The 18144-nt window shown below is 66.2% G+C and carries 16 protein-coding genes; 6 read left to right on the top strand and 10 right to left on the bottom strand.

The genetic code is table 11. The features are described from left to right. Positions 1 to 210 precede the first annotated feature (210 nt). Positions 211 to 945 carry a pseudouridine synthase gene (locus tag IE097_RS01910; RefSeq protein ID WP_189458446.1) on the top strand — a complete coding sequence of 245 codons (735 nt, stop codon included), beginning with the start codon at positions 211 to 213 and terminating at the stop codon, positions 943 to 945. 36 nt (positions 946 to 981) lie between these two features. On the opposite strand, the gene IE097_RS01905 is transcribed toward IE097_RS01910, so the two are convergent. Continuing rightward, positions 982 to 1761 (bottom strand): MBL fold metallo-hydrolase, encoded by a 780-nt coding sequence (locus tag IE097_RS01905; protein ID WP_189458445.1) that lies wholly within the window; start codon positions 1759 to 1761, stop codon positions 982 to 984. A 91-nt stretch (positions 1762 to 1852) separates the two neighbouring features. Here IE097_RS01905 and IE097_RS01900 point away from each other — a divergent pair, with 91 nt between their 5' ends. From IE097_RS01900 to IE097_RS01890, 3 genes are all read left to right on the top strand, one after another. Beyond that, complete coding sequence (locus IE097_RS01900; RefSeq protein WP_189458444.1) at positions 1853 to 2869, top strand: GlxA family transcriptional regulator; 1017 nt, start codon at positions 1853 to 1855, stop codon at positions 2867 to 2869. A gap of 105 nt (positions 2870 to 2974) precedes the next feature. Beyond that, entirely contained in the window at positions 2975 to 3667 is a 693-nt protein-coding gene (locus IE097_RS01895; RefSeq protein WP_189458443.1) for a response regulator, read from the top strand. A 1-nt stretch (position 3668) separates the two neighbouring features. Beyond that, on the top strand, positions 3669 to 4952 hold the full coding sequence (locus IE097_RS01890; protein WP_189458442.1) for an ATP-binding protein: 1284 nt from the start codon (positions 3669 to 3671) through the stop codon (positions 4950 to 4952). A gap of 48 nt (positions 4953 to 5000) precedes the next feature. On the opposite strand, the gene IE097_RS01885 is transcribed toward IE097_RS01890, so the two are convergent. Beyond that, a complete protein-coding gene (locus IE097_RS01885) occupies positions 5001 to 5822 on the bottom strand; it encodes a MipA/OmpV family protein (protein WP_189458441.1) in 822 nt (273 codons plus the stop codon). 233 nt (positions 5823 to 6055) lie between these two features. On the opposite strand from IE097_RS01885, the gene IE097_RS01880 reads away from it, so the two are divergent. After that, positions 6056 to 6910, top strand: coding sequence for an alpha/beta hydrolase (locus IE097_RS01880; RefSeq protein ID WP_189458440.1), 855 nt, complete (start codon positions 6056 to 6058; stop codon positions 6908 to 6910). A 15-nt stretch (positions 6911 to 6925) separates the two neighbouring features. On the opposite strand, the gene fusA is transcribed toward IE097_RS01880, so the two are convergent. The 7 genes from fusA to IE097_RS01845 all read right to left on the bottom strand — a co-directional run bounded on the left by fusA (position 6926) and on the right by IE097_RS01845 (position 14650). Beyond that, positions 6926 to 8962, bottom strand: a complete 2037-nt coding sequence (fusA, locus tag IE097_RS01875) for an elongation factor G (RefSeq protein WP_189458439.1) — start codon at positions 8960 to 8962, stop codon at positions 6926 to 6928. 182 nt (positions 8963 to 9144) lie between these two features. Then, complete coding sequence (locus IE097_RS01870) at positions 9145 to 9399, bottom strand: hypothetical protein (RefSeq protein ID WP_189458438.1); 255 nt, start codon at positions 9397 to 9399, stop codon at positions 9145 to 9147. A gap of 357 nt (positions 9400 to 9756) precedes the next feature. After that, positions 9757 to 11598 carry a 1-deoxy-D-xylulose-5-phosphate synthase gene (gene dxs / locus IE097_RS01865; RefSeq protein WP_189458437.1) on the bottom strand — a complete coding sequence of 614 codons (1842 nt, stop codon included), beginning with the start codon at positions 11596 to 11598 and terminating at the stop codon, positions 9757 to 9759. A gap of 3 nt (positions 11599 to 11601) precedes the next feature. Further along, entirely contained in the window at positions 11602 to 12510 is a 909-nt protein-coding gene (locus tag IE097_RS01860; protein WP_189458436.1) for a polyprenyl synthetase family protein, read from the bottom strand. After that, entirely contained in the window at positions 12507 to 12749 is a 243-nt protein-coding gene (locus IE097_RS01855; RefSeq protein WP_189458435.1) for an exodeoxyribonuclease VII small subunit, read from the bottom strand. The genes IE097_RS01860 and IE097_RS01855 overlap by 4 nt, the downstream gene beginning before the upstream one ends. A gap of 83 nt (positions 12750 to 12832) precedes the next feature. Further along, entirely contained in the window at positions 12833 to 13606 is a 774-nt protein-coding gene (locus IE097_RS01850; RefSeq protein WP_189458434.1) for a hypothetical protein, read from the bottom strand. Positions 13607 to 13636: 30 nt separating this feature from the next. After that, positions 13637 to 14650 (bottom strand): cupin-like domain-containing protein, encoded by a 1014-nt coding sequence (locus IE097_RS01845; protein WP_189458433.1) that lies wholly within the window; start codon positions 14648 to 14650, stop codon positions 13637 to 13639. Positions 14651 to 14847: 197 nt separating this feature from the next. Here IE097_RS01845 and glmS point away from each other — a divergent pair, with 197 nt between their 5' ends. Then, on the top strand, positions 14848 to 16647 hold the full coding sequence (gene glmS, locus IE097_RS01840) for a glutamine--fructose-6-phosphate transaminase (isomerizing) (RefSeq protein WP_189458432.1): 1800 nt from the start codon (positions 14848 to 14850) through the stop codon (positions 16645 to 16647). Between the two features lie 3 nt (positions 16648 to 16650). Here the strand turns inward: glmS and IE097_RS01835 are convergent, their stop codons facing one another. Next, positions 16651 to 18081: an aminotransferase-like domain-containing protein gene (locus IE097_RS01835; protein WP_189458431.1), complete on the bottom strand. Its 1431-nt coding sequence runs from the start codon at positions 18079 to 18081 to the stop codon at positions 16651 to 16653. Positions 18082 to 18144 lie beyond the last annotated feature (63 nt).

Here is an 18144-nt window from a genome sequence, read left to right as displayed (position 1 = left end):
CCATCGGTATACCGGCAATTCTGGTGATCAATTCCGTCACCGACAAATGACTTTTTCGCACGCGCTGCATGCGCGTACGGAATGCCGGAGGATCCGGTCGTGCCGGTTTTCCGCGGGCTCGTCGGAGTTCAAGACCGCCGTGCGACACTGGAACCGCCGCGGCCGGCAAGCCGCGTACAATGGTGGATTGACACGCCGAAGACGCACGCCATGACCGACTCCATCCGCCTTTCCAAACGCATGACCGAACTCGGGCTGTGCTCGCGCCGCGAAGCCGACGAGTTCATCGAACAGGGCTGGGTCCGCGTCGATGGCCAGGTCGTCGATGTGCTCGGCAGCCGCGTGTTTCCGCACCAGAAGATCGAGCTGCAGCGCCGCGCGACGGCGGTGCAGGCCGAAAGGGTGACGATCCTGCTGCACAAGCCGGCCGGTTTTCTGGCCGGCCCCGGCGAACCGGGCATCCGCCCGGCCTGGCAGCTGGTCAAGCCGGAAACGCACTTTGCCGGCGACCGTTCCGGCATCCATCCGCTCAAGCGCCATTTCAGCCATCTGGCCGCCGCCGGCTGGCTCGACCTCGCCGCGTCGGGCCTCCTGGTCCTGACGCAGGACGGCCGCGTCGCCAAGGCCTTGCTCGCCGACGACCTCGATTACGAGAAGGAATACCAGGTCCGCGTCGCCGGGACGATCACCGAGGAAATGGTCTCGCTGCTCAACCGGACCTACACCATCGACGGCGTGACGTGGAAGGCCGCCAAGGTCAGCCAGCAGAGCGATGCGCAATTGCGCTTCGTGCTGCGCGAATCGCACAAGAAGCAGATCCAGGAGCTGTGCGAGGCGGTCGGACTGCGGGTCGTCAGCATCAAGCGCCTGCGCATCGGGCGGATCGGCCTGAAGGACCTGCCCGAAGGCCAGTGGCGCTTCCTGGGACAGAACGAGCGCTTCTGAGCCCGGCAGGTCCGCGCGCCGGGCGCCGCGCCGCCGTCAACCCGGCACGACGATGCGTTCGCCGTCGGCCGGAACGCGCACCCGGTTGCCGACACCGGCACAGTGCATCGCATGGACCAGTTCGTCGCGCTTCACCGGGCAATGGTTCAGCGCTTCGAGGTGATTGGCGATCACGATGCCGCGTGCCAGCCGGCTGAACTCGGTCACTTCGGCAATGCCCATGATGATCTCGCCACCGAGATCGAAGCGCGCGCCGCCGGCCGGCACCACACTCACGTCGGGTTGCCTTGTCGTCACCAGCGTCCGCACCTCGTCGGTCAGGATCGTGTCGCCGGCCAGGTAAAGGCTCGGCTCGCCGGGCCATTCGATCAGATAGCCGACGCCGTGCATCATCATCTTCCCGACCGCACCGCGGCCGTGACGGCACGGCACCATCCGGATCTGCCCGCCGAGGAAGGGCTGCGGATCGGTCCCTGCCTGCAGCGGCGCCACGTTCAGGCCCCGCTTCCACAGGTGCTCGGTATCATCCGGATTGCAGATCACCGGGATCTGCCGCTCGCGCAGCCAGCGCACGCCGGCACGGTCGAGATGATCGAAATGCCCCTTGCGGCAGTGCGTGATCAGGCAGTGGGTGACCGCATCCAGACATTCGTCCGCCTCGACCGGCAGGTCGACCAGCGGATTGCGCTGATGATGGCCGCCGAGCCAGCGCAACGACGGCAGCGCATGCCGGCGTGCCAGCATCGGATCGACCAGCACGCGATGGGGGCCCGCTTCGATCACCAGCGTGGCGTTGCGCAGTTGGACAATGTTCATGACGACCTCCCGGTTGATGATGGGGCATTGTCACGCCGGGGCCCGCGTCGCTACCATGGCCGGATCAGACATGAAGCGAGCAAATTCAGCCATGCCCCATGCCCCGATGCGGATCGGCCTGCTGCTCTACCCCGGCTGCATGCCCGCCGGCCTGATGGCCTTTGCCGATCTGATGCACGGCGCCAGCCTGCTGGGCGGCCAGCTGACGACCCGTTTCGTCGGCCTGGATGCCGGTCCGGTTCACTGCGCCCACGGCCTCGTCCTCGACGCGGGGCAGCGGCTCGCCAATACGGACGTCGACGCCCTGCTGCTGCCCGGCTTCTGGGCCACTTCGCTCGAACAGATCGACCACACGATGACGCAGCACCAGGCCCTGATCGATGCCGTGGCGGCGCTTCCTGCCCGTGTGCAGCTGTGGAGCTACTGCGACGGCGTCGCTTTTGTCGCGGCCACCGGCCGTCTCAACGGCAGCTCGGCCACCGGCACATGGTGGATGATGCCGTGGTTCGAACAGCGCTTCCCCAAGGTCGACTGGCAACTGGATCTGCCGCTGGTGAACAGCGACGCCCACATCACCGCCTCCGGGGTGCACGGCTATCTGGCGATTGCCGAGCACGTCGTCGCGCACAGGCTGGGGGTCGACCACTACGCGACGCTGGCGCGGCTGATGGTGCTGCCACAACCCGAACGGCGCCATCCGGCCTTCACCCGGATCGATCTGCTGTCGCAGCGCGACGCGCTGCTGCAGAAGCTGCACCACTGGGTCCGCCGCCTGCCGGCCAGCGGGCTGTCGGTCGCCGCGCTGGCCGACCGGCTGGCCGTGTCCGAGCGCACGCTGGCGCGCAAGGTCGCCGCAGCAACCGGCGACACCGCGGCGAACTACATCCGCACGGTCAAGCTGCACCAGCTTGCCGAGCGGCTGGCCGCATCGCAGAAACCCGCCAGCAGCATCAGCGACGACCTGGGTTTCAGCAGCGACGCGGTGATGCGGCGGATGTTCCGGCAACTGACCGGGCTGACACCGAACGCCTACCGCCAGCTTTATGGCCGGACGCCGGCTGCGACCACCACGGCGCGTGCACAAAAATCATACAAACACGAGGACTGAATCCGTCAGCATTCCGGTGACACAATGACGGCAGCATCGGCCGCCCACCGACGACAGGAAAACCGGAATGCCCCACGCACACGCCACAGGCCGGAGTGACCGGCGATGAACAAGGTCATGATCGTCGAGGACGACCTGCGCCTTTCGCGGCTGATCGCCGACTTTCTCGAACAGCACGGCTATGCCGTCAGCACCGAACACCGGGGCGACACTGCCGTAGCCGCGGTCAAGCGCGTCAAGCCCGACGTGGTCGTGCTCGACATGATGCTGCCGGGCAAGGACGGGCTGCAGATCTGCCGCGACCTGCGCGAATGGTCGAACCTGCCGGTACTGATGCTGACGGCGCGCGAGGAAGACATCGACCAGATCCTCGGCCTCGAAGCCGGTGCCGACGACTACGTGATCAAACCGGTCGAGCCGCGCGTGCTGCTCGCGCGCATCCGTGCACTGATGCGCCGCCAGCATGCACCGGCCGGCTCGCCGGACAAGCTGCAGTTCGGCGCGCTGACCATCGACAGCGGCACGCGGTTGGTGACACTGGACGGCGAAGAAGTCGATACCGGCACCGCCGAGTTCGAACTGCTGTGGCTGCTGGCGACGAGCGCCGGCAAGGTCTTGTCGCGCGACGCCATCCTCACCGCATTGCGCGGCGTCGACTATGACGGCATCGACCGCAGTGTCGACGTCGGCGTCAGCAAACTGCGCAAGAAACTCGGCGACGATCCGCGCGAGCCACGGCGGATCAAGACGGTCTGGGGCAAGGGCTATCTGTTCAGCCGCGACGAGTGGGAGAGCTGAGATGCTGCGTCTGTTCATCCGCGTCTACCTGATCCAGATCATCGGCTTCGCCATCGCGATCACCGCGCTCGAATACGGCCTCGACTACATCACCCGCCCCTACCAGCAGGACCTGAACTACGAAATGGCCCGCGGCTCTTTCGGTTACCTGGCCGACGAACTGCGCGGCAAGCCGTTGGCCGAGCAGCAGGCGCAGGTCCGCAAGTGGCAGCCCGACTACGGCCTTGGCCTGCGGCTGGTCGACGGCGGACGGATGACGATCGATCCGGACGAACGCGCGCTGCTCGACAGCGGCAAGTTCTTCGGGCGTGACGATTTCCAGCTTTTCTTCGTCCCGATCGACTGGCCGCGCAACCCGACGCTGCTGGAAATCCACGTCAAGCCGCCGCCGCGTGCGCTGATCCTGTCGATCCAGATCGGCTCCTACCTGCTGCTGGCCCTGACGTTCGCCTTCTGCCTGTACCTGTGGTTCCGGCCTCACTGGCGCGACCTGCAGCAGCTGAAAGCGGCGGCCAAGCGCTTCGGCGACGGCGATCTCGGCGCCCGTGCCGGGCTGCCGAGACGTTCGTCGATCCGCGACCTGGCGACCCAGTTCGACCAGATGGCGACGCAGATCGAATCACAGGTCGCCAGCCGGCGCGACCTGACCAACGCGGTGTCGCACGAACTGCGCACGCCGATGGCGCGGCTGGCGTTCGAGCTCGACGCGGCCCGCAAGCTCGACGATCCGGCGCAGTGGCGCGTGCTGATCGGCAACATGCGCCAGGACCTGAACGAGCTCGAAACGCTGACGTCCGAGCTGCTGAGCTTTGCCCGGCTCGAACACGCCAGCAACGCGTTCATCCAGGAGCCGGTCCATGCCGCCGAGTGGCTCGACAGCGTCGTCGCGATGGTCGCGATCGAGGCCGACGTCCGCGGCGTGCGCTGCGCGGTCGCGACCGGTACGCCGGAAACGGTGACACTCGACGCCCGGCAGATGGCGCGGGCGTTGATCAACGTGGTGCGCAACGGCGTCTATCACGCCCGCTCGCGTGTCGAGGTCAGCCTGATGCAGACCGGCTCGCGCTACACCCTGTGGATCGATGACGACGGCAACGGCATTCCCGAGGGCGAACGCCACCGCGTCTTCGACCCCTTCGTGCGGCTCGACGAAAGCCGCAACCGCGCGACCGGCGGATTCGGCCTCGGACTGGCCATCGTCCGGCAGATCGTCCGGTCGCACCAGGGCGAGGTGCATATCGAGGATTCTCCCCTCGGCGGCGCCCGCTTCGTGCTGCAGTGGTGAACCGGGGCGCCGCGCGATGCGGCGCCCAAGTGCTCGGGGAACGAGCAATCAGAAGGTGTAGTTGAGCGTCAGCAGCGCCGAGTAATTGGTCTTGGTATCCAGCAGCGGACTGTTCTCGACTTCGCCGGCGAACCGGGTCACGCCAGCCGACAGGTCGGTGTTCCAGTTTTTGGTCCACTTGTGGGTCCAGTTGATCGTCGCGGTATAGCTGTTGATGCCTGCACCGGCCTCGTAGGCCTTGAAGCGGCTGGTCTTGCTCTGCGCCTGCGTCACGCCGAAATAGGTCTGGTTGTACTTGCTGTCGCCCAGTTGCACCGAACCGGCCAGACCGATGGTATCGGTCTCGCTCAGCTCGAACGCGTGGCCCAGCTGCACGCTCCACGACAGCCCGCGGTCACGGTTGCTGAGCGCCTGCTCCGCCGACACCGTCAGCATGGTCACCGGCGTGATCATGAAACCCAGCGACGTCGTGCCGAGCACCGATCCCTTGACGTCCCCCATGCCCTTGAGCCGGTCCGAGCCGGCGCCGAGGTCCTTGTCGCTCTCCGAACGGCCGAAGTCGTAACCGACGCCGATCGCCAGCACGAAGCGCTCGCCAAGCTGGGTCTGCCAGCCGACACCCTGCAGCGGATCGAAGTAGATGCCCTGCGGCGTCAGCATGTGGATGTTGAAATAGGGGCCGAACTGATAGTCCTTGCTGCCGGCGAACTTCGGTCCGTAGGCCACGCCGGCGCCGAGCGTGTATTCGGACTCGGTGAACCAGTCGCCGACGCCGGTGGTGATCGCATCGATGCGGGGATCGGCCAGTGCCGGCGCGGTGGCCAGCCCGGACAGCAACAGCAGGGTAGTGCGTTGTAACGCGGTTCGCATGTGAGGAAGGCTCCGGTGAAAACAGACCGGAGTATGCAAACCGCATCGGATCGACTTGTCGGAGAACTGTGGGCAACTTGTAAAAATTCGTGAAATCGAGAAGAAAGCAAATCAGACGTGGCCGGGCGTACGTTTCACGCAACACTTTCAATACAATCTCTCCACACTTTCGCCAAAGGCGGGAACGCGGGTTTTTCGACAATGCCGCTGTCGTATCACTCAATGGTTCCGTCATGGCCTTGCTTACTCCGTCGCCGCTTGCCGCGGCAACCGTTGCACGTCGCTCCGTCTTTGCCCCGGCTCCGTCCGGTTCGGTCGGCATCCTGCTGGTTCACGGCCTCGGCGGCACCGAGGCCGACCTCGGCGCCCTGCGCAAGGCGCTGCAGCGTGCCGGAATCGAGACCCACACGCTGACCCTGCCCGGCCACGGCGGGCGCCCCGAGGACCTGTACGGCATTCAGGCCGAAGACTGGGTCGATACCGTCGTCGCGCACTACCGGGCCCTGTCGGCGCGCTACGAAACGCTGCATCTGATGGGCATGTGCCTGGGCGCGCTGCTGGCCATCGAAACCGCCAAGCGCCTCGACCTGCGCAACGGCCGGCTCGTCGCCCTGGCGCCACCGGTGTTCATCGACGGCTGGGCGATGCCGTGGTATCACGGCCTGCGCCACGTCGTCTACCGGGTCCCGGGACTGATGCGGCTGCTGCGCATCCCCGAAGCCGAGCCCTACGGCATCAAGAACGAGCTGATGCGTGCCGTGGTCAAGGCCAAGCTCACCGACGGCAATGCCTTTCACTATCCGTGGGTGCCGCTGTCCTGCATCCGCGAGGTCGACCGGCTGCGCCGCTGGGTCCGCAGCGAGCTGAACCGCGTGCACAGCCCGACCCTGATCATCCATGCCCGTGAAGACGAACTGACCAGCCCGCGCTCGGCGGCGCTGCTGGCACGCCGGATTCCCCGCAACCGGACCGTGATCGTCGAAAACAGCTATCACATGATCTGCGTCGACAACGATCGCAAGCAGGTCACCGCGGAGGTACTGAACCACCTCGGCGCAGGTCAACCGTCGGCGTTGGTACCCGCGTAGCCGGTCTCGCGGAGATCAGTCGTCGTCCTGCACCGACTTGTACCCTGCCGCCAGTCTTTGCTGGACGTCCGGCGGCACCGCATCGTAATGGCTCAGCGTCAGCGTATACGCCCCCTGCCCGCCGGTCATCGCCTTGAGCCGGCCGGCATAGCCGTCGAGCTCGGACAAGGGCACCTGGCCGCGGATCAGCACCAGTTGCTGCGACAGCGGTTCGGTGCCGCTGACCTGACCACGCCGCCCCGAAAGGTCGGCGGTCAGGTCGCCGAGCCGTTCGCCCGGTGCGGTAATCTCGATCGCCACCACCGGCTCCAGGACCACCGGCGCAGCGGCCTGCAGCGCGTCGAGCATCGCCTTGCGCCCGGCGGCCTGGAAGGCGACATCCTTCGAGTCGACCGAATGGCTCTTGCCGTCATACACGGTGACCTTGATGTCCTCGACCGGACTGCCTGCCACCGGGCCGGCAGCCAGTGCGGCACGCACGCCCTTCTCGACCGACTGGATGAACTGCCCCGGAATCACGCCGCCCTTGACCGCATCGACAAAGGCAAAGCCCGCGCCACGCTGCTGCGGTTCGATCCGCAGGAACACTTCGCCGAACTGGCCGGCGCCCCCGGTCTGCTTCTTGTGGCGATGGTGGCCCTCGGCCGGGCGGGTGATCGTTTCACGGTACGGTACCCGCGGCACGCTGGTCTGCACCTCGAGCCGGTAGGTACTCGCCATCCGGTCGAGCAGGTAGCGCAGGTGCAGCTCGCCCATGCCGCGCAGCACCGTCTCGTGCGTCACCGGGTCGTGGTCGACCCTGACGCACGGATCCTCCATCTGCAGCCGGTTCAGCACATCGCCGATACGTTGCTCGTCGCCGTGGCGCTTCGCCGTCACCGCCAGCCCCTGCATCGGTTCGGGGAATACGCCGGGGCGCAAGCGGATGTGATCTTCGTCGTGCGAGTCGTGCAGCACGACGTCGAACGCGAGGTCGTCGACCTTGGCCACCGCCCCGAACTCGCCGGGCAGCAGCCGGTTGACCTCGTCGTAGCGCTTGCCCTGCACGCGCAGCAGGTGGCCGACCTTGAACGGTTTGCGGCCGTCGCCGATGAACAGCTGGGAATCGCGCGTCACCGTCCCCTGATGCACGCGGAAAATGCCGAGCTTGCCGACGAAGGGGTCCATCACCACCTTGAATACGTGCGCGAGCACGTGTTTGTCCGGGTCGGGCGTCGCACGAAACGTCCCGATCTCGCCCTTGATGAACGGCGGCGGATTGCCTTCGCGCGGATTCGGCGCCAGCCGCACAAGCACGTCGAGCAGCTCGGGCATGCCGGCGCCACTGCGTGCGGAAACGAAGCACAGCGGGATCAGGTGCCCCTGTCGCAATGCCGCCTCGAGCGGCGCATGCAGTTCGGCCGGGGACACTTCGCCCCGCTCGAGATAGCGCGCCATCAGCGCCTCGTCGACCTCGACCACCTGATCGACCAGCGTCTGGTGGGCCTCGGCCACCGACGAAAAGTCGGCGTCGCCGTCAGGCGGAAAAAAACAGTCGGCAACCCGTCTGCCGCCATCGGCCGGCAGATTGAGCGGCAGCACTTCGCGACCGAAGGCTTCGCGCAGGTCGGCCAGCAGGCCCGGCAGGTCGATGCGTTCGGCGTCGATCTTGTTGACCACGATGATCCGGCACAGCCCGCGCTCGGCCGCCGCGTTCATCATTCGCCGGGTCGCCAGTTCGATGCCGTTCTGCGCGTTGACGACGACCAGCGCGGTATCGACCGCCTCCAGCGCGGCCAGCGCCTGGCCGACGAAATCGTGATACCCCGGGGTGTCGATCAGGTTGACGGTGACGCCATCGTGCTCGAAGCGAGCCAGTGCCGACGCCAGCGAGTGACCGTATTCGCGTTCGAGCGGATCGAAATCGCAGACGGTATCGCCCCGCTCCAGCGATCCCATGGAAGCGATCGCGCCACTGCCGAACAGCAGCGCTTCGGCCAGCGTCGTCTTGCCACTGCCGCCGTGGCCCACGAGGGCCACCGTGCGAACTGCTTCAACCGGATCCTGGGACATGGCCGTCTCCAAACCTTACGGGTGCTTGGAGTATAGCGACGGCCAGCAAGGTCGCCATCCCGGATGGGCTGGCCCCTGTACCCGATCAGGCATCACCGCCACGGCAACGGCCAGCAGCACCCGACCGGCCGGCGCCCGCGCGGGTCGGATCGGACTCGTCGCGGCCCCCGGGTCCTTCGCTTCTACTGTGCTTGCGCCGTTTCGAGCTGCCGGGCCTGCGCGGCCAGAGCATCGAGCGACAGATCGCTGCCGGCAAGTGCAGCCGGCATGCCTTCCGGTGTGCCAAGGAAGAAGCACTGCTTCGCCTGAACGGTGTTGCCGAACAGAATGCCGCCAGTGTAGCCGGGGATGTACGGCCCCATGACCAGATTGATCGAAACACTGAAACGCCCGTCCGCGCCGTTGAGCAGCGTCGTGCCACCACCCGGCGTTTGCATAACCTTGCCACTGACGGGAATGGCGTAGTCCTTGTGATCGAGCGTGATCCGGAATTCACCGGCAAGCTCGTCGCCTTTCGGGGTCAGATCGACGAGCTAGGCCTTGTGCAGCAGTTCGGATTCGTGATCGAAGATGGCGAGCGTGATCGTGTTCGCTGGATGGGACATCGCGGTTTTCCTTTGAAGGGGTGGATGGCTGCCTTTCGCCGTCGCCGCCGTGGCGACGCGCACCGGTCTTCTGGTCAGGTCTTGCACCGGATTGATGATAGTTGTCCGGCACGTGCTTCACCCGAGCCCCATCTGCCACACAAAAAAAAAACGCCGGCACAAGCCGGCGTTTTTGCGGACGAAGCGGGCTCAGCCCAACCGGGTCCGGATCGAAGCTTCGATCCCCGCGGCGTCGAGGCCGCAATCGGCGAGCAGCTGCTTCTGCTCACCGTGCTCGACGTAATCGTCTGGCAGGCCAAGCTGCAGCACCGGTTTGACGATACCCTGCTTCATCATGCTTTCAAGCACCGCACTGCCGGCGCCGCCCATGATGGCGTTTTCCTCGACCGTGACGATCAGGTCGTGTGCAGCGACGAGCTCAGCGACCAGCGCGTCGTCGAGCGGCTTGACGAAGCGCATGTTGGCCACCGTCGCGTCGAGCGCGTCGCCGGCCTTCAGCGCGGATTCGAGCAGCGTGCCGAACGCCAGGATCGCGACCTTGCTGCCGGTCCGGACGACGCTGCCCTTGCCCCAAGACACGCCGGTCATCCCGGCTTCAACCGCAACGCCCATGCCGGCACCGCGCGGATAACGCACCGCCGCCGGCCCCGGATGCTGGTAGGCGCTGTAAAGCATCTGCCGGCACTCGTTCTCGTCGGCTGGCGCCAGCACCGCCATGTTCGGAATGCAGCGCAGGAACGAATAATCGAACGATCCGGCGTGCGTCGGGCCGTCGGCACCGACAAGACCGGCGCGGTCGATCGCAAACGTCACGTCGAGGTTCTGCAGCGCAACGTCGTGGATCAACTGGTCGTAGGCGCGCTGCAGAAAGGTCGAATAGATCGCCACCACCGGCTTGAGCCCTTCACAGGCGAGACCGGCGGCAAAGGTCACCGCGTGCTGCTCGGCAATGCCGACGTCGAAATAGCGGTCCGGAAATTCCTGCTCGAAACGCACCAGGCCCGATCCTTCGCGCATCGCCGGCGTGATGCCGACCAGCTTGTCGTCCTTCGCCGCCATGTCGCACAGCCAGTCGCCGAACACCTGGGTGAACGAGACCTTGGCGCCGGCCTTGCCGCCGGCCATGCCGTTCTCGGGCTGGAACGGCGTCACCGCGTGGTACTTGACCGGATCGTCGACGGCCAACTTGTAGCCTTGACCTTTCTTGGTCACCACGTGCAGGAACTGGGGGCCCTTCAGCTGCTTGATGTTCGCCAACGTGGTCACCAACGCGTCGAGGTTGTGACCGTCGACCGGGCCGATGTAGTTGAAACCCAGCTCCTCGAACAGCGACGCCGGCGTCAGCAACGCCTTGACGTGCTCTTCGCCCTTCTTCGCCAGCTCCTTCAGCGGCGGCACCGCGCCGAGTACCTTTTCGGACGCATTGCGGAAACCGTTGTAGAACTTGCCCGACAGCAGCTTGGCCAGATAATTGTTGAACGCGCCGACATTGGGCGAGATCGACATTTCGTTGTCGTTGAGGATCACCAGGAGGTTGGTGTCCCGGCGGTGGCCGGCGTTGAACAGCGCCTCGATCGCCTGGCCGGCGGTCATCGCACCGTCGCCGATCACCGCGATCGCATGCCGCTGCTCGCCGTTGATCAGCGCCGCTTCGGCCATGCCCAGCGCCGCGCCGATCGACGTGCTCGAGTGGCCGACGCCGAAGGTGTCGTACTCGCTCTCGTCACGCTTCGGAAAGCCGGCCAAACCGCCCTGCTTGCGCATCGTGTTCATGCGTTCGCGCCGGCCGGTGAGGATCTTGTGCGGATAGCTCTGGTGGCCGACGTCCCACACCAGCCGGTCTTCCGGGGTGTTGAACACGTAATGCAGCGCGATCGTCAGTTCGACCGCGCCAAGATTCGAAGCGAAGTGGCCGCCGGTATGGCTGACCGAGTCGAGCAGGAAGGCGCGCAGTTCTTCTGCCAGCGGCGCGAGCTGCTTGCGGTCGAGCTGGCGCAGATCGGCGGGCGTATTGATGGTTTCAAGCAGCATGGATCAGAACCGGCGATCGACGATGAAGTCGGCAAGTTGATTCAACCGGAGGGCGCGATCGCCGAACGGTGCGAGTGCGGCGCGGGCGTCGGCCAGCAATTCGGCGGCCTTGTCCTTGGCGCCCTTGAGGCCGAGCAGCGCGACATAGGTCGGCTTGTGGTTGGCCGCGTCCTTGCCGGCGGTCTTGCCCAGCGTGGCGGTGTCGGCCTCTTCGTCGAGGATGTCGTCGACGACCTGGAACGCCAGACCGACGCACTTGGCGAAATGGTCAAGCCGCGTGCGCTCGTCATCCGACAAGGACGTGCCACAGGCGGCACCGAGCGCGACCGCGGCGCGGATCAGCGCGCCGGTCTTGAGGATGTGCATCAGTTCGAGTTGCGGCAGTGTCAGCGTTTCGCCGACGCTGTACAGGTCGATGCCCTGGCCGCCGCACATGCCGTGGCTGCCCGAGGCGCGCGCCAGCGTGCGCACCATGCCGAGCTGCACGACCGGATCGTCGGCGAGCGGTCTGGACGTGAGTGCGTCGAACGCGGCGGTCTGTAGTGCATCGCCGGCGAGCAAGGCCGTTGCCTCGTCATACTTGACGTGCACCGTCGGCTTGCCGCGGCGCAGCACGTCGTTGTCCATCGGCGGCATGTCGTCATGGACCAGCGAATAGGCGTGGATCATCTCGACCGCGCCAGCGGCATGGTCGAGCCGGGCCGGATCGGCGCCGACGAGTTCGCCGGCAGCGAACGCCAGCAAGGGACGAACGCGCTTGCCGCCGTCGAGCACCGCATAACGCATCGCCTCGTGCAGGCGTGCCGGATGCTGGACAGCCGGTGGCAACAGCGTCTCGAGCACGGTTTCGATCCGGGACTGCACGGCGTGCATCCAGTCGGCAAACGGGGCGTTGGATTCGATCAGGGTCATTCGGACTCCGGCTGGAAGGGCTTGAGCTGGCCGGCTTCGAGGATTTTCAGTTGCTGTTCGGCGTCGGCTAGCTTGCCCTGGCAGAAACCGAGCAGGGTCTGGCCGCGCTGATAGGCATTCAGCGCCGCTTCAAGCGGCAGGTTGCCGGCTTCGAGCTCGGCGATCAGGGCTTCGAGCTCGCGCAGTCCGGACTCGAAATCGGCCGGCGTGGCGGCCGTCGTTTTGGCGGCTTTGGGCATGGGGATGCGGGCGGCAGTAAATCCGCCCAAAATACCCCCAAGCCACGCCGGAAGTCAATCACAGACTGGGTTTCAGGCCGATTTCAGGCCAGCAACGCCTGCTGCAGGAAGCCGTCGAGCAAGCGGTTTTCCTTCAGGTACAGGGTGACCGTGTGCTGTGCCTCCTGGTAGGGGTAAAGCCGCACCGAGGGATGCGCCGCCAGCCGCAGTGCGTGCACCGCGTCCAGACAGACCGCTTCGGCGTTGTCGCCACCGGCGTTGGTGCCGAAACCGAGATGCAGTTCGCCACGGAAATCGCGCTCGGCCAGCAGCGCGGCCAGGTCGTCGCACATGTCCGCGGGCGGCTGCGCGGCCAGCGCCTGCATCACCGGCAGCCAGCGCCGGTCGTTGTAGCGCAGCGCCTCGTCCACCTGCAGATGCGACAGCGGGCCGAACGCGGCAATCCGCGCGGCGCCAAGCCGTACACCATAGTGGATCGCCCCGTAGGCCCCCATCGACTCGCCCAGCGTGGCCACATAGGACGGCCTGATCCGTTCGATCAGCGTCTTCAGGCTGGCCAGCGTTTCATCGACGCTGTCACCCAGCCCCCGCACGCCCTGCTGGTACCACTGGCTGCGACGATCGCGCAGCAGGATGCGGTTGATCGGCCGGCCGGCGATATCGGCCAGCTTGCGCGTCCGGCCCCAGCCGTAGAAGCCGGGGTTGCCGTTCCAGTCGACGAAGGCGAAGGTGATCACCAGCGGCGCACCGGGATGGATCTCGTCGATCAGGAACTCGCCGGGCGCAGCCTCGACAAGTTCGCGCGACAGCGCCGGAAACGGCTGGGCGAGGAAATCGGGGGTCAGGATATGGCTCATTCAGGCTCCGGGTGGGGACAGGCTCCAGCGCTAGTAATCGAGCTGGCCGGGGTAGAAACCGGTGAAATCATTATCCCAGCGGAAGTTGATCGATGAAACCGTACAAGACGCGTCCAGTCCCTCGACGAAATGCCAGCAACCGACCGGCAGGAACAGGATCTCGCCCGGATTGAGGATGCATTCGAGCACCTGCACGTCACGCATCATCGGGAAACGGTTGTAGTCGATCGCGCGGCCGTCGACCTCGCAGAAACAGTGCCGGTGGTTGTAGACCCGGGCGACTTCGGCCGGCGGAATCAGCAGCACGCGCTTGCGGCCGATGACCTGCGCCATGAAGTTGTTGGTCAGGTCGTGGTGGAACGGCGTGATCGTCCCGGCCGGGCCGAGCCAGAAAAAGCCGTCATCGGGCGAAGTGCCGTCCTGGTACTCGGACAGCGGCAGCAGGTCGCGCCACAGCCCGGACAGCGCCCGGCGGTTTTGCGAGGTGTTGTTGGCCGTCATGTAGAAATCGTTGGTCCGGCCGGCCTTACCGATCATGGCAACGTAATCGCCGAAACGCATGGTCTGCCGGTGCTGGACCGAGTTGATTTCGTACTGCGCATCGCGGTCACGGCCGAACTGCACCTGGACTTCGGCGTCGCCGTACGCACTGGCAAAGTAGTCGAGGTTCCACTTCTGCATGGCCGGCCAGTCGTCGAGCATGCCGGTAATGATCACCGGCCGGCCGGTACTGTAGAACTCGCGGTAGAAACGCTCGCGGCCCAGCTTGTGATGGCGCTCGATTTTCAGCTCGAACTGGCGGTTGAGCTTGCGCTGGATGTCCAGAATCCAGTCGTGCTTGGCCAGACGGTTCTTCAGCCGCGTGGCGCCGGCGATATAGGGGCTGGTCTGCGCGGCCTCGACCTCGCGCCGGGCCTCGTCGGCGGCGACCCCGGCGGCGACCATCACGTCGCACAGCGATTGCGGCACGCTGCCCAGAATCAGGTTTTCGGCAATCCAGCGCCGCCATTCGTTGTCGACCTGCATGCTGCTGAGTGAGTCCATCGTCTTCCTCCTGTTTTTTGTTCGCAGCCGGTTTCGGCCACGATTCGCCCGCGCCGGTCGACACGTCGATCGCCGGTGTTTTTGTGCCCGCGGATACAGCGCCTACTTTATCCGGATATTCAGCCCGCATTAAGATTTGAAGACGTTTTTGCACTAGTCTTGAGACAGTCCATCCACCTCTCCGGCGCGCCCTGTTCATGAGCACGATTTTCGGTTTTATCAGTCAAAACAACGCGATCGCGCCGCTATCGCATCTGCTGTCCCGACACCCGGAATTCGGCTATCGCCATTTGTCTGCGCTCGGTGGCAACAAGGCCGGCCTGTGGGCCGATCCGGCCAGCGGTCCGCAGATCGCGCTCGCCGATGCACTGAACGCGCACGACGGTGACCGGCTGCTGGCGCGACTCGACTGGTCGCATGACGGCGATCATGCGGTGGGGATGAGCCGGGATCGGATCGGTGTCGTGCTGCGGGGGCAGATCGACAACGCCGTTGCGCTGGCGCGTCGGCTGGCCGAGTCGGGCTACACGAGTGATCCGGCCCGGCCGGCCGCACTGGTCGCCGACCTGATCCACTGGCACGAATCGTCGCTGCACGACCTGACCCGCGCGGTCCAGGCCACCCGGCTGGATCTGCAGGGCATCTACGCCATCGGCGTCAGCTGCGGCGACGACGGCCGCCCGCTGGTGTTTGCCGCCAGCCGCATTCCGCTCTATCTGGGGCTGTCGATCGGCGGCACCGCATGTACCGACAACGTGCAGCTGCTGCCCGCCGACCGGCGCGAGCAGCTTCGCCTTCACGAAGGCGATGTCGTCAGCCTCTACCCGGCCCATGTCGAAGTCACCGACGCCGACGGTCATGCGGTCCGCCGTACCGCAACGCTGACGCTGAATGCCGATGAAGCGCTCGACCGCTTCGGCCACCACATGGAGCGGGAAATCGACGCCCAGCCGGCGATGCTGGCCGACGCGCTGTCACAGCGCGGCGCCGTGCCGACGCTGGAGACGTTGCTCAGCGGCGACGACGGTGTGGCCGAGCTGGCCGGCATCCGCGCGATCACGCTGATTGCCAGCGGCAGCAGCCATCACGCGGCGCTGACCGCCCGTTACTGGCTCGAAGCACGCGTCGGCATCCCGACCCTGGTCGAACTCGCCAGCGAGTTCCGCTACCGCGACGTGGCCTTGCTGCCCGGCACGCTGGTCATCGCCATCTCGCAGTCCGGCGAGACCGCCGACACCGTGGCGAGCCTGCGCTTTGCCCGCCAGCTCGGTGCGACACTGACGCTGGCGATCTCGAATGCCGCCGACAGCACGCTGATGCGACAGGCGCGCTGGCATCTGGCCACCAATGCCGGCCCGGAAATCGCCGTCACTTCGACCAAGACCTTCACCGCGCAGCTGCTGATGCTGTACCAGCTCGCGCTCGGGCTGGCGCGTTTGCACGGGCGGCTCGACGCCGATGCCGAAGCCACCGCCCGCGACCGGCTGGCCGAACTGCCGCTGCGCGCGCATGCCGTGCTGTCGCTCAAGCCCCTGGTCGACGACTGGGCCCGCACGATCGCGCAGGCACAGGCCTTGTTCTGTGTTGGCCGGCACGGCAACTACCCGGTCGTGCTCGAGGGCGCGCAAAAAATCCGCGAAGTCGCCTATCTGGGCGCCGAAGGTCATGCCGGCGGCGAGTTGAAGCACGGCCCGCTCGCCGTGGTCGACCGCAACCTGCCGGTAGTCGCCTGCCTGCCGTGGAACCGCCTCGCCGAGAAAATGCTCGCCAACCTGCAGGAAGTCCGCGCACGGCAGGGACGCATCTACGTGTTCACCGACGCGGCATTGCCATCGGATGACCGGATGAACGTGATCCGCATGCCGGCCTCGCTCGGCGATCTCGATCCGCTGCTGTATACGCTCGCCTTCCAACTGCTGGCGTACCGGATCGCGCTGCATCGCGGCACCAGCATCGACACGCCGCGTTATCTCGCCAAGACGGTGCTGACCGAATAGGCACTACAGCGCTGCCGCCAGCTGTCCCAGCGTACGCATCGCGCTGTTGAGTTCGCGCGTGTACGGCAGGCCGCATGAGACGCGGAAGAAGCCGTCGAAGCGGTCCGAGTTCGAGAACATCAGCCCCGGCGCGATGCCGATTCCGGCGGCCATCGCACGCTCGAACAGCCGTTGCGACGAGGCGCCGGCGGGCAGCTCGGTCCACAGACTCAGCCCGCCCTGCGGCACCGTCAGCCGCGTGCCGAGCGGGAAGTAAGTGGCGATCGCCTCGGCCATCTGCTCGCGCTGGTCCCGCAGCGCCAGTCGCAGGCGCCGCAGGTGACGCTCGTATTCACCCGAGGCGATGAAATCGGCCGCGGCCAGTTGCGGCAGCACCTCGTTGGCCCTGCTCTGCGCGTACTTGAGCATTTCCACCCGTGCCTGCCATTTGCCGGCCGTCATCCACCCCAGCCGCATGCCCGGTGCCAGCGTCTTGTGCAGCGACGCACAATGGATCACGTTGCCGGTCCGGTCCCACGCCTTCGCGGCGGACAGCGGCGTGTCGCTGTTGGAGAGCAGACTGTAGGTGTCGTCTTCGATCAGCGGAATCGCGTGCATCTCGCACCATTCGACCAGCCGCACCTTGGCCGAGTCGGGCATCACCGCACCGAGCGGGTTCTGGAAGTTCGGCACGACGATCACGGCCTTGATGTTCCGGTAAGTCTGCGCCGCGAGCTCGAGCGCTTCGACCGAAATGCCGTTCTGCGCGCTGGTCGGAATCTCCAGCGCCTTCAGCCCGAGGCTTTCGAGAATCTGCAGCAGGCCGTAGTAGGTCGGCGATTCGACCGCGACCACATCGCCGGGGCCGGCCACGGCACGCAGGGCCAGGTTCAGCGCTTCGATGCAGCCGTTGGTGACGATGATCTCGTCGCGGTTGACGGCAATGCGTGCCGTCAGCGCCCGTTGCGCCAGTACCGTACGCAGTGCCGGGCTGCCATTGGGCACCGCCGCCGACGTCAGAACAGTCGGATCGCGACGCAGTGCGCGTATCGTTGCCTGCTTCAGCGCCTCGACCGGATAAAGCTCGGCCGCGCCGCAGGCAACCGCCAGGTTGAACTGCACCGGATGCTGCCGTCCCTGCGCGATCACCGCCGACACCCGTTCGTGGATGCCGACGTAACTCGCCGGATCGGCCAGCCGGTGCGCCGGCTCGGCCACCGGCTGGCACGCCGGCTTGCCCGGCAGGCGGACGAAGTAGCCCGAGCGCGGTCGGGCTTCCAGATAGCCGTAGCGCTCGAGGTGCCGGCAGGTCTGCAGCGCGGTCGACAGGCTGACATCGTGCCGGTCCATCAGCACCCGCAGCGACGGCATCCGGCTGCCCGGCATCAGGGTGCCGGCGTCGATGACCTGCTGATAGTGTGCGGCGAGCCGGCGATAAAGCGGGAGTGTGTCCATGCCGCGATTGTTCGCCGCCGGCGCCACACGGAACAGATACAGATCATCGCCATCTGCATCGCA

It is taken from the genome of Jeongeupia chitinilytica, assembly GCF_014652315.1.
GTDB classification, from domain to species: Bacteria; Pseudomonadota; Gammaproteobacteria; order Burkholderiales; family Chitinibacteraceae; genus Jeongeupia; species Jeongeupia chitinilytica.
This window is presented reverse-complemented; position numbering and strand designations above follow the sequence as displayed.